The sequence below is a fragment of the Pedobacter immunditicola genome (assembly GCF_037482985.1).
Taxonomy (GTDB): domain Bacteria; phylum Bacteroidota; class Bacteroidia; order Sphingobacteriales; family Sphingobacteriaceae; genus Pedobacter; species Pedobacter immunditicola.
In genome coordinates this window covers 277,466-289,643 of sequence record NZ_JBBHKC010000004.1, presented here as the reverse complement: position 1 = coordinate 289,643, position 12,178 = coordinate 277,466, and the positions used below count along the sequence as shown (strand labels likewise).

Here is a 12,178-nt window from a genome sequence, read left to right as displayed (position 1 = left end):
CATAGGTAATCAATCTGGCGATCAATTGTTTTGAAACAAGTAATTAGAACTTGTAAACGAAGGCATTAATATGCATTCCCGCACCAACAGATGCAAATACAGCATATTGTCCTTCCTCCACTTTATATCCATCTACCTCACCTTTTCTTACGAGATCCAATAGCGTCGGAATGGTTGCAACGGAACTGTTCCCCAACCAGGAAATGGTCATCGGAACAAGGTTTTCCGGTACTTTATCTATGTTGTAAAGTTTAAATAAGCGTTTCATGATGGCATGGTCCATCTTTCCGTTAGCCTGGTGGATAAACACGGTTTTAATCTGTTCTATGCCTACGCCAGCCTTATCCAGTGCTTTTTTTACCACCTGCGGAACGTTAATTACTGCAAATTCGTAAAGTTTTCTGCCTTGCATTTTGAGGTAGGTATTATCCTGACAGGCCTCCGGATTATTGCTCTTTCCCATGGTCAGCAAATAGCCGTAATCTGCAGCAAAAGTTTGGGTTTTATGTGCCAGTATTCCTACAGGCTCCTCACTTTCTCTTGCTTCATACACAACGGCGCCTGCGCCATCTGAAAATATCATACTGTCTCTGTCGTGAGGATCAATGATTCTGGACAATGTTTCTGATCCGATAACGAGTACCCGTTTGGCATCACCACTTCTGATAAGGTAATCTGCCTGTATCGATCCCTGTATCCATCCAGGACAACCGAATATGAGGTCGTAAGCTACACAGTCAGGGTTTAAGATGCTGAGCTCCTGTTTGACTTTTGCAGCAAGGGCAGGCAACATATCCATTCTGTTACTGTCCAGCTTTACGTCACCGAAATTATGGCAGAAGATGATGTGATCAAGACTTTCTTTGTCGATGCCCGCATCATCAATTGCGTTTTGAGCAGCAATGGAAGCGATGGTGCTGTTGACATGTAGGGTGTCGACATACCGTCTTTCGACGATCTCGGTAATTTCTGTGAATTTTGATATTATTTCTGAATTTTCCTTTTCCAGTTTCAGCCCGTTTTCGAAAAATGTGGCGCCCAGGAAGGAGTCTCCGGCTATTTTAGTTTCAGGGATATAACTTCCTGTTCCTGCGATTATAGAGTATAGGTGCTTGTTATTGTTCATTTTGTACTACATACTGTTTTAGTATACAGTATAAAATTAACATTAATTAATCAAAGAACAAAATTAACTGAAATCGTCAACCAGAAAAACGAAGATCTCTTTTGGTCCATGTGCACCTAAAACAAGCGTCTTTTCTATGTCTGCCGTTCGGCTGGGGCCAGTGATTGTACTGACCATGGATGGTAACTGTGTCCCATATTTACTTTTGAGCAAAGCAAAAGCTTCTTTCAAATCCGGGACTAATTGTCCGGTTCTGGCAATCACAAGATGATGGTGGGGGTAGATGCTTAACCTTCGGCCAGCTTCTCCATGATTTGACACCATTACAGAGCCATTACGAGCAATTAAAGCTTCACAGAGTGTAATGCCAACCTCGGCCATTTCGAAGTCCTTATCGGTCTTATAAAAGGGGAATTCATAATGTTCAAGCAATGCTTGTAATTCAGGTTCCCAGCAGTAGATTTTTCTCCAGTTATACTTATCAGCAAGTTCCAGAATGTTTTCTATGAAATCAATTCCATTTTCGCAGAAAATAAAATTGCCGGACATGGCACTAAGCTGTTCGGCAAATTGTACTTCCAGAATTTCATCATTACTTTTATACAGCGCTGTGTCTTCCAGGTTAGGATACGGATTATCTCTTTTTTCAAGGAGTGCTTTCCGGATCTTCTTTAACATCAGCTCTTTAGAAGTAATATTTTCTTGCATAGGAATTAAATTTGCTGCCGTTCCAGGAACGGCAGCAGGATATAATTTAATTTGTCACTTTCGGTGTAGGATTGTTGGTGTTGATTTCAGACGGATCTGCGGTTTCACCAACACCATCATGCAACAGACCTTCAGCTGCAGGCGTCTGATCTCCGGTTCCATTTACAAACTCATCGTAAGTGGTGCGGTGATCGAATGGACGTTTGCCTAAAATCTCTTCTAAATCTGCCTGGAAAAGGATCTCTTTTTCCAATAATTTCTTAGCAAGTTTTTCTAGACCAGCGCGGTTATCTGTAAGCAGTTTTTTAGTTCTTTCGTAGGCATCAAAAATTATTTTACGAACTTCTTCATCTATCAGCTGAGCTGTATTTTCAGAATAAGGTTTATTGAAGTTATATTCATTTCCTGGGTCATGGAACGACACATTACCTACTGCAGCATTCATACCATAAAAGGTAACCATTGCATAGGCTAATTTAGTAATGCGTTCAAGGTCATTTTGTGCACCGGTAGAGATCTTACTGAATACAATTTCTTCAGCTACACGTCCACCCAAGGTCATACACATGCCATCAGTTAGTTGTTCCGTAGTATATAGAAACTGCTCTTTAGGAAGATATTGAGCATAACCTAAAGCAGCAACACCACGAGGTACAATGGAAACCTTAACCAATGGATCCGCGTGTTCAAGGAACCATCCGGCTATAGCGTGACCAGCTTCATGGTAGGCAACAATTTTCTTTTCTTCAGGTGATATGATTTTATTTTTCTTTTCCAATCCACCGATAACACGGTCAATGGCATCCTGGAAATCTTGCATGTCAACCGACGTCTTATTGCGTCTGGCAGCAATCAAAGCAGCCTCATTACATACGTTTGCAATTTCAGCACCAGCAAAGCCAGGCGTTTGAGCAGAAAGCTTTTTAGCATCCACTACTTCGGCGGTTTTGATAGGTTGCAAGTGAACTTTAAAGATCTGCTCACGGCCTACTAAATCCGGTTTGTCGATAGAAATCTGACGGTCAAACCTTCCAGGTCTTAACAATGCTGAATCCAATACATCAGGACGGTTTGTCGCAGCAAGGATAATGATTCCTGAATCGGTTCCAAAACCATCCATTTCCACTAACAACTGGTTTAATGTATTTTCACGCTCGTCATTTCCACCCATCATGCTATTTTTACCACGCGCACGGCCAATGGCATCCACCTCATCAATAAAAATGATACAAGGAGCTTTATCTTTGGCTTGTTTAAATAAGTCACGTACCCTTGAGGCACCAACACCCACAAACATTTCGACAAAATCAGAGCCTGAAAGTGAGAAGAAAGGCACTTGGGCCTCGCCAGCAACAGCTTTGGCTAGCAATGTTTTACCAGTACCAGGAGAACCTACTAAAAGGGCTCCTTTAGGGATTTTACCACCCAGGTTGGTATATTTCTTAGGATTTTTAAGGAAATCGACGATTTCCATTACTTCCAGTTTTGCTTCTTCAAGACCGGCAACATCGTTAAAAGTAACGTTTACCTGGCTTTCCTTGTCAAATAAGGTTGCTTTAGATTTTCCAATATTGAAGATCTGTCCGCCACCACCACCGGCTCCACCACCCATTCGGCGCATGATGAAAATCCAGAATCCCGCAAACAATAAGATTGGAACAATAATAGTAAAGAACCACGAATTAAAAGTGCTTTGTCTGGTTTCTTTAACCGCTAACACACGTGCATTTTCCGGAATATCCTTTTGTGATTCTTTTAGCTGCGTATCCAAACCATCCATAGAACCTGCCGTAAAGTAAACGGTTGGACCTTCTGCTGCCCCAAAATTACTTTTGGTACGGTATGGATCATACTTAGGATCTTTAATTTTATCTTTTTTAATAAAAACATCAGCCCTTACCAGGTCTTCATATTTATAAGCCACAATCTTTTCTACGTCACCGGTTAGAAGCATTTGTGTTTCAAAAGTTTTGTAAGGCACAGGCTTGCTGGTGTCGGCATTGAAAAGGAATTGAAGTAAGATCAATCCCAAAATAATGGCAGCATAAACCCAAAAGATATTGAATTTTCCGCCTTTTTGCGGCTTCTTAGGAATATTCGGAATTCTTTTAATCAATTTGGGCTTCGTAGTTTCTTTATCTTTTATCATTGATTCAAAATGTTATATATTAATTAAGCGCTTTGGTAGGACGTCGTCAGAGCATCGCCCCATAAATCTTCAATTCCGTAAAAATTCCTCTTCTCGGTTTTAAAGATATGAACTACAATGTCAAAATAGTCAAGAATTATCCATTCGGCATTGTCTTGACCTTCTTTGCGCCAGGGATTTGATTGGGTTTTTTTGTAAATTTCATCTTCTACGCTATCCGCGATGGCTTTTACCTGTGTAGAAGAATCTGCATTACAGATGATGAAATAATCTGAAGCAGCACTATTAAGGTTTCTTAAATCCAAACGCACAATATCGTTACCTTTTTTTTCCTGTATACCATATACAGCTATTTCAGATAAGTATGTTGAAAGGTTTCCTATTTTCTTTTTTACCATTAAATTTTTTAGTTTTGATCAACAACAAATATAAATCAACACTTGCAAAATAACACTTTTTCAACACTTTTTGTTGGTCAAAATCTTATCAAATTATCAGATGTCGATTCTACTAATAATTATTTAAAATTATTGGTGTCAAAATCCGAGCCATTAGCAGAAGGTACTGTAATTATGGCAGATAATCAATTTGCTGGAAGGGGACAACAGCAAAACTCGTGGCAGTCTGAACCCGGTAAAAACCTTACATTCAGCCTATATTTAAGGCCTGCTTTTCTTCCTGTTCAAAAGCAATTTCTGTTAAATATGGTGGTGAGTGTGGCCTTAAATGATGCTTTAAAGGAACTGGTAGGGGATGACATTCAAATCAAATGGCCCAACGACATCTATTTTCAGAAGAAGAAATTAGGGGGTATTTTAATAGAAAACCTCTTGAGCGGGCATACCTACAAAACCGGAATTATCGGCATAGGATTAAATGTGAATCAAGCCGTTTTTTCAGGCGCTTTGAAAGACCGCGCAATTTCTCTATCACAAATTTTACATAAAGATGTTAATTTGATTAAGCTATTAGCGGTTATTTGCAGTCATATTGAAAGTCAGTATTTAAAATTAAAATCAAACAAGCATTTTTCATTGCAAGTAGATTACCTGGAGCGGTTAATGTGGTACAATCAACCTGGCAAATATCTGCATAATGGCCAGGTATTTGAAGGCGTGTTAACCGGCGTAACGGATCAAGGCTTGCTGGTGATTAAAAGTAAGGGCATTGAAAAAGCCTATAATTTTAAAGAGGTTGAATTTTTAATTGAATAAACCTGAATTGCAAAAAAATGATGACAGCGGGCATCACTTTTAAATAAATTTTAGATGAAACCATCATCACCTTATGATAGCTTCATCACCTTTAGATAACAATAGATAACAAACCATATAATGATGAAAAAAGTAACATTAATTTTAGCATTCTTTTTTATCTCCTTTGGCGCTTTTGCTCAGATAGAAAATCCGGTTACCTGGTCGTACGGACAAAAGAAAATTAGCAAGACTGAAGCTATTATTTATTTAAAAGCGACTATAGAGGATGGCTGGCATATTTACTCCCAAAACATAAAACCAGGTGGTCCGATAAAAACCAGTTTCACATTTGCTCCCTCAAAAGATTTTGTCAAGGTAGGGAAGACCATAGAGCCAAAGCCTGCCACTAAATTTGAAAAGGTTTTCAATATGGATGTAAGTTATTTTAAAAATCAAGTAATTTTCCAGCAGAAGGTAAAGCTCTTAAAGCCAACCGCCACCATAAAAGGCAAGCTGGAATATATGGTATGTGATGAGACCAAATGTCTACCGCCCACCGAAGTAGAGTTCACTGTCCAGGTCAAGTAATTTTTATAGATTTTATGACATCGAATTGTAACAAGCGCAACCAAACTGGTCGCGCTTTTTTTGTTCCAAAAAAATTATCGCTAATTTCACCGCCTTATAAAAAACTATGCAAAGGTTTATATTATTTTTAGGCATATTTCTCACCCTTTTCACACTTAACCTGTCGCCGGTCAATGCTTTCCAGCAGGATCCGGATAGTACTGCGGTTTTTGAAGAAATAGAATTTACAGAAATAGGCTCGGCTGCAGACACAGCGGCAAATAATCTTCGAAAAGACACAGGTCAGGTTGCTGACGTTAAGCCTGATACACAGGTCGCTACAACAGCAAATACGCCTGTTAAAGTTGGTGATGATACAGAGAGAACTTTATGGCAAACCTTTCTGGAGGGATTAGCCGGTGGTTTAATTGCATTCCTGATGCCTTGTATTTTCCCGATGGTGCCTTTAACGATTAGTTATTTCACCAAAAGAGCAGGCAGCCGGAAAAAAGGAATCGGTCAGGCCATTATCTACGGAATATCAATTATCATTATATATGTGGCCTTCGGACTACTCATTACCGTATTTTTTGGTTCTGCGAAACTGAATGAATTGAGTAGCAGCGGATGGTTTAATTTTGCCTTCTTTATACTGCTGGTTGTTTTCGCCATCTCCTTTTTTGGAGCATTTGAAATTACTTTACCGAGTTCTTTGGTAAATAAAATAGATCAGAAAGCCGATACCAGTAAGGGTTTGGGCGGTATTTTCTTCATGGCAGCATCGCTTGCCCTGGTGTCTTTTTCCTGCACAGGCCCAATTATAGGTACGTTATTGGTTCAGGCGAGTGCTAAAGGCGAAATCCTTGGCCCTGCAGTAGGGATGTTTGGTTTTGCCCTTGCCCTTGCATTGCCCTTTACTTTATCAGCTATTTTTCCGGGCTTCTTAAACAGCATGCCAAAATCGGGCGGCTGGCTCAACAGTGTAAAGGTCTGCCTTGGGTTTTTGGAGCTGGCATTAGCCTTAAAATTCCTTTCTGCAGCAGACCTGGTATGGCATTGGGAATGGTTCGACAGGGAAGTCTTCCTGGTACTCTGGATCGTGATCTTTATTTTGATGGGAATCTATATTTTAGGAAAAATTAAGTTCGCTCATGACAGTGATTTGCCTTATGTATCGGTGCCAAGACTATTCTTTGCCATCATTTCCCTTGCATTCGGTTTGTATTTAGTACCAGGATTATGGGGTGCCCCAGTTAATATTTTAAGTGGTATCGCACCGCCGATGCACACTCAGGATTTTATTCTTGGCGGCAATACTTCCAGTAGCACCACGAGTGTCAGCGATTTTCCGTCTAAGGTGAAATATGACGACGTACTACATCCGCCCCATGGTTTTAATGCTTTCTTTGACCTTGATGAGGGCATGGCTTATGCTAAAATCGTTGACAAACCGGTACTCATAGATTTTACCGGTCACTCTTGTGTTAACTGCCGGAAAATGGAAGATCGGGTGTGGGTAGATGAAGAAGTAGCCCGGTTGATTAAAGAAGAATTTGTGCTGATCCAGTTATATGTGGATGAGCGAGGCATTAAAATGCCTGAAAATAAAGTACATTATTCTGAAGTCCTCCGCACTAAAACTACGGATTTAGGCAAATGGAACAGTGATTTCCAGGCTTCGGTTTACCAAAGTAATTCCCAGCCATTTTACGTGATGGCCGGACAAGATTTAAAACCCCTCGTAGCACCGGAAGGCGCTATATTTGATGCCAAAGCCTACGCTGCTTTTTTACAAAGCGGTATAGATAATTATAAAGCGAAAGTAAATGAATAAAATTAAAAATATAGGGGTTTTAACCTCAGGAGGAGATGCTCCAGGAATGAATGCTGCCATCAGGGCAGTGGTTAGGGCTGGAATTTATTATGATTTAAAAGTTACGGGGATTTTAAGAGGATTCGAAGGACTTGTTCAGGGTGATTTTATTGATATGGACCGCAAATCTGTGGCGAATATTATTCAGCGGGGAGGCACAATCTTAAAAACCGCACGCTGTGATAGTTTCCGTACACCTGAAGGGAGACAAAAAGCCTATGATCAACTTATAGCTCATAACATCGATGCCCTGATTGTAATTGGTGGTGACGGTACCTTCAATGGTGCCAACGTTTTCATGAAGGAGTTTGATTTTCCAATTATTGGTTTACCTGGTACAATAGATAACGATCTCGCTGGTACAGATTTTACAATAGGCTATGACACGGCAATCAACACCGTAATTAATGCTGTAGATAAAATCAGGGATACAGCAGAATCACATAACCGCTTGTTTATTGTAGAAGTGATGGGTCGTGACTCCGGTTTAATTGCCCTTCGCAGTGGTATTGGCGCTGGAGCTGAGGCTATCCTCATTCCGGAAGCTAAAGATGGCATGGATGGCTTAATTAACAGGCTGGAACACGGTCGTAAGGATAAAGCTTCCAAAATAGTGATCGTTGCTGAAGGTGACGATGCCGGTGGCGCCTTCAATATTGGAGAAGTATTAAAAGGCAAATTCCCTAACTATGATATCAGGGTTTCCGTATTAGGCCATATTCAAAGAGGCGGCCGCCCAACCTGCATGGACAGGGTGATTGCCAGCCGATTTGGTGTTGCGGCTGTAGAAGGTCTTTTGAGCGGTCATACTGGTGAAATGGTTGGTCAGATGAACCGGGAAATTGTGTTTACTCCCTTTGATCATGCCGTCAAACATATAGATATCGAAGAAGTAAGTCCTGCATGGTTAAAACTGGTGGAAATTTTATCCCTGTAAAACTTAAGCCTTTACATAGAGCTTTTCCAGGACCTGCTTCCACGTGTCTACCCTTTCATAGTCGTTAATCAATAGATTATGAGGTGACGAAAACAACAGCGTACGCCCTTTGAAGTTATTGAAATTCTTGATCCGGTCGTCTATCAGGACGTCGGCATCAATTATTTTATTGCCGCAGAAGATGATGTTTTCCCAGGAAATAAATGGAAAGTGATCCGTCAGCCAGTCCAGCTTATCTTCCAGCGAATTCCTGAACTCCATTGCTGCCGAAACTATATAAACTTCGTGTTGTTCCTGGAGTTTCTTCAGGGCTTCAACGCTGCCCTCAATAACGTCCAGGTCTCTAAAAAAGCCCTTTTCATTGATGTATTCATACCATTTACGGTTCAGGTGTTCAGGTACATGGTGGTAAACTTCGTTTCCCGGATCAATCAAAGTATCCAGTGGGATGCCATAATCCCTGTTGTACAGTTTGATGAATTTTTTCAAAGGATCGGCTAGTACTTCATCCATGTCTATCGCTATTCTCATAAGGCTGTCTTTGTTCATTTCAAATATCTTTAATTGAGGCGGGATTTGTACATATGAATTTTAATTTGTTGCATCTTGCTTGCCATTAGTATTTTACTTACTTTTGCATCCCCGCAAGCATTCAGCTCCGGGACTATGTTGAATACATAAATTAAAGTAAAATGGCAACTAAAATCAGATTGCAAAGATTCGGTAAAAAAGGAAAACCTTTTTTCCACGTAGTGGTAGCGGATTCCCGTTCACCAAGAGATGGTAAATTTATTGAGCGTTTAGGTTCTTACAACCCAAATACCAATCCTGCTACCATTGATATTAACTTTGAAAAATCATTAGACTGGATAAACAAAGGTGCACAACCTACGGATACTTGTCGTGCTATCCTTTCTTACAAAGGTGTTTTATACAAAAAACACTTAGAAGGTGGTGTTAAAAAAGGTGCATTAACCGCAGAACAAGCAGAAGTTAAATTTGCTGAATGGTTAGGTACTAAAGGTGAGCAGATTGAAGGCAAAAAAGATAACTTAACTAAATCTAAAGGTGAAGTTAGAGCTGCTGCATTAGCTGCAGAAGCTAAGAAAAATGCTGATCGTGGCGCTGCACTTGCATTGAAAAATGCACCTGTAGAAGAAGTAGTTGAAGAACCGGTTGCTGATGAAGCTGCTGAAGAAGCTCCTGCTGCTGAAACTGCATCAGAAGAAAACAAAGAAGAAGCTTAGTCTTTTTTAATGTTAGAAAAAAGCGAAGGAGTCATTCAGTTGGATCCCCTTCGCTTTTTTTATTTACCACCATATTTATCGCCATAAAACGGCGGATATTATATCATCATGAAATTGGAAGAAGCGCATTACATCGGTTATATTACTAAAACAAAAGGCCTGAAAGGGGAGTTACAGCTGTATTTTGAATACGATGCGCCTGAACTTCTGGATCTGGATGTAGTTTTTGCTGACATCAACGGTAAGATGGTTCCTTTTTTTGTTTCGTCTGTTAAGTTACAAAATAACAGCACCGGGAACATCTATTTCGATGATATCGACCATATCGACAAGGCGCAGGCACTGGTGAAAAAGAAAATATACATTGCTGCCGACAAGATGCCTGACCGTGAGGACGAGGATTTTCATTATTTTGATCTGGTAGGCTTTACCGTTTCAGATGAAACACATGGTGAGCTCGGTGAAATCCTTGAAGTCAATGAATATCCGCAACAATTCGTCGCTACGGTCACTTATCAAAATAAAGAAGTGCTGTTTCCGTTAAACGATGATATGATCATTGAAATTGACGAAGAGAAACAAACCTTACTCGTTGACCTTCCCGAAGGTCTATTAGACTTATACCTTAACCCTTAATCGCCATATAATGCGTTTTGACATCATCTCTGTGTTACCAGCTTTATTGGAGAGTCCATTTGCTCATTCTATCTTACAGCGTGCCCAGAATAAGGGCATTGTAGAAATTGTTATACACAATTTGAGGGATTATGCGGAGAACAAGCAAAAAAGCGTTGATGATTATCCATATGGCGGAGGTTCGGGCATGGTGATGTCTATTCCTCCATTTGCCAGGTGTATTGAAGCACTGCAAGCGGAAAGAGTTTATGATGAGGTAATTTTTATGAGTCCCGATGGCGTTACGCTTAACCAGACCATCGCTAACGAACTATCTGGTAAAGGCAACATCATTATCCTTTGCGGGCATTATAAGGGCATAGATCAACGCATCAGGGACCTGTTTGTGACCCGGGAGATCTCTATAGGAGATTATGTGTTATCTGGCGGAGAACTTCCTGCAGCTGTACTGGTAGATGCCATTGTAAGACTGATCCCCGGTGTATTAAATGATGAAACTTCTGCCCTGTCAGACAGCTTCCAGGGCGAGCTTTTAGATGCCCCGGTATATACCAGGCCCGCTGACTGGAAAGGTCATAAGGTGCCTGATATTTTACTGAGCGGACATGAGTCAAAAATCAACGAGTGGCGCCACGAGCAAGCGCTGGCCAGAACGCGTGAACGAAGACCGGATTTATTGAATGACTAATCATTTGCTCAACAGGAATATAATTTTGTCTTTATCCTTCAACTGCTCTTTCAAAGTAGATACCATTTCTTTGTAGTTTCTCAGCTCTAATTCCAAATGTGAGGTCTGGTGATTGGTGTCTGCCACTTTTAAAGCTTCTTTTTCCGTTACATGAGTCGGGTTAGTTTCCTCAAAAAATATAGTAGGCGGCACATCCAAAACTTTGGCCATTAAAAGCAGGTCATTATACTTCATAGAGCCCTTTAGAAGGCTCAGCTTTAACCCGTCGAAGGTTTTGTTCATCTCAACAGAAAGCCAGCTCAGAGACCTGTTATTCTTCTTTAAGATTTCGGCGACTATCGTTTTTAAATACATAGTGATTGAGTTGAGTTTAACAAGCGCTTTAATTTCTAAATCTTTTTTTGATTTTAAGAAAACATTGTTTGGTTCTTATAAATTTAAGCAAAATACTAGATGTTCTATCAAATATTTAAGGAAATAGATCAACAATAAATAGCACAAGAATGTGGAAAATTTAAAGAATGTGGAGAAATTCAAAAAATAGCTTTTATATTCCAAAAAATATCCCTAATATTGCAATCCGATTTTCAATCAACAGAAAGTCGGTTTAATAGCTTAAAATCATGGATTTAGTAAAATTTGTTGAAGAGCAGGTAATCGTAAAAAATGAATTTCCTGCATTCAAATCAGGAGATACAGTGAGTATTCACTATAAAATTCGCGAAGGTAATAAGGAACGTATTCAAATTTACCAAGGCGTAGTGTTACAACGTAACAGTGTAGGTGCTAATGAAACTTTTACAGTTCGTAAAATGTCCAATGGCGTAGGTGTTGAACGTATTTTCCCGATCAACTCTCCTAACATTGCAAAAATCGAAGTTAACAGTCACGGTAAAGTGCGCAGAGCGAAATTATTCTATCTACGTGCATTGACTGGTAAAGCCGCCCGTATTAAAACTAAAAGAGTTTAATTCTCTTCAAACATATTATAGCCTTCCTGGGTTAACCAGGGAGGCTTTTTGTGTTTTAAATAATCCTGGCTAGTTTAGCA

At 40.0% G+C, this 12,178-nt stretch carries 14 protein-coding genes; 8 read left to right on the top strand and 6 right to left on the bottom strand.

The genetic code is table 11. From position 1 onward, the window contains the following. Nucleotides 1-43: 43 nt before the first annotated feature. The 4 genes from WG905_RS08645 to rsfS form a co-directional block, all read right to left on the bottom strand. Entirely contained in the window at nt 44-1,126 is a 1,083-nt protein-coding gene (locus tag WG905_RS08645) for a 3-oxoacyl-ACP synthase III family protein (RefSeq protein ID WP_339591314.1), read from the bottom strand. Nucleotides 1,127-1,189: 63 nt separating this feature from the next. Then, a complete protein-coding gene (locus tag WG905_RS08640) occupies nt 1,190-1,834 on the bottom strand; it encodes a LutC/YkgG family protein (RefSeq protein ID WP_339591313.1) in 645 nt (214 codons plus the stop codon). Between the two features lie 46 nt (nt 1,835-1,880). After that, nucleotides 1,881-3,983 (bottom strand): ATP-dependent zinc metalloprotease FtsH, encoded by a 2,103-nt coding sequence (gene ftsH, locus WG905_RS08635; protein ID WP_339591312.1) that lies wholly within the window; start codon nt 3,981-3,983, stop codon nt 1,881-1,883. 23 nt (nt 3,984-4,006) lie between these two features. Beyond that, complete coding sequence (rsfS, locus tag WG905_RS08630; RefSeq protein WP_339591311.1) at nt 4,007-4,381, bottom strand: ribosome silencing factor; 375 nt, start codon at nt 4,379-4,381, stop codon at nt 4,007-4,009. 42 nt (nt 4,382-4,423) lie between these two features. On the opposite strand from rsfS, the gene WG905_RS08625 reads away from it, so the two are divergent. From WG905_RS08625 to pfkA, 4 genes are all read left to right on the top strand, one after another. Beyond that, the gene (locus WG905_RS08625; protein WP_339591310.1) at nt 4,424-5,197 is read left to right on the top strand and encodes a biotin--[acetyl-CoA-carboxylase] ligase; all 774 of its coding nucleotides are present in this window, start codon (nt 4,424-4,426) and stop codon (nt 5,195-5,197) included. A gap of 120 nt (nt 5,198-5,317) precedes the next feature. Beyond that, nucleotides 5,318-5,767 (top strand): protein-disulfide reductase DsbD N-terminal domain-containing protein, encoded by a 450-nt coding sequence (locus tag WG905_RS08620; RefSeq protein ID WP_431844509.1) that lies wholly within the window; start codon nt 5,318-5,320, stop codon nt 5,765-5,767. Between the two features lie 106 nt (nt 5,768-5,873). Beyond that, complete coding sequence (locus tag WG905_RS08615; RefSeq protein ID WP_339591309.1) at nt 5,874-7,580, top strand: protein-disulfide reductase DsbD family protein; 1,707 nt, start codon at nt 5,874-5,876, stop codon at nt 7,578-7,580. Then, on the top strand, nt 7,573-8,556 hold the full coding sequence (gene pfkA, locus WG905_RS08610) for a 6-phosphofructokinase (protein WP_339591308.1): 984 nt from the start codon (nt 7,573-7,575) through the stop codon (nt 8,554-8,556). The genes WG905_RS08615 and pfkA overlap by 8 nt, the downstream gene beginning before the upstream one ends. 3 nt (nt 8,557-8,559) lie before the next feature. On the opposite strand, the gene WG905_RS08605 is transcribed toward pfkA, so the two are convergent. After that, nucleotides 8,560-9,105 (bottom strand): 5' nucleotidase, NT5C type, encoded by a 546-nt coding sequence (locus tag WG905_RS08605; protein WP_339591307.1) that lies wholly within the window; start codon nt 9,103-9,105, stop codon nt 8,560-8,562. A 143-nt stretch (nt 9,106-9,248) separates the two neighbouring features. On the opposite strand from WG905_RS08605, the gene WG905_RS08600 reads away from it, so the two are divergent. From WG905_RS08600 to trmD, 3 genes are all read left to right on the top strand, one after another. Then, nucleotides 9,249-9,803 carry a 30S ribosomal protein S16 gene (locus WG905_RS08600; protein WP_339591306.1) on the top strand — a complete coding sequence of 185 codons (555 nt, stop codon included), beginning with the start codon at nt 9,249-9,251 and terminating at the stop codon, nt 9,801-9,803. Between the two features lie 108 nt (nt 9,804-9,911). Next, entirely contained in the window at nt 9,912-10,439 is a 528-nt protein-coding gene (gene rimM / locus WG905_RS08595) for a ribosome maturation factor RimM (RefSeq protein ID WP_339591305.1), read from the top strand. A 10-nt stretch (nt 10,440-10,449) separates the two neighbouring features. Then, nucleotides 10,450-11,127 carry a tRNA (guanosine(37)-N1)-methyltransferase TrmD gene (gene trmD / locus WG905_RS08590; RefSeq protein ID WP_339591304.1) on the top strand — a complete coding sequence of 226 codons (678 nt, stop codon included), beginning with the start codon at nt 10,450-10,452 and terminating at the stop codon, nt 11,125-11,127. Here trmD and WG905_RS08585 read toward each other — a convergent pair whose 3' ends face one another. Then, on the bottom strand, nt 11,128-11,481 hold the full coding sequence (locus WG905_RS08585; RefSeq protein ID WP_339591303.1) for a hypothetical protein: 354 nt from the start codon (nt 11,479-11,481) through the stop codon (nt 11,128-11,130). A gap of 269 nt (nt 11,482-11,750) precedes the next feature. On the opposite strand from WG905_RS08585, the gene rplS reads away from it, so the two are divergent. After that, nucleotides 11,751-12,098 (top strand): 50S ribosomal protein L19, encoded by a 348-nt coding sequence (gene rplS / locus WG905_RS08580; protein WP_431844508.1) that lies wholly within the window; start codon nt 11,751-11,753, stop codon nt 12,096-12,098. Nucleotides 12,099-12,178: the final 80 nt, after the last annotated feature.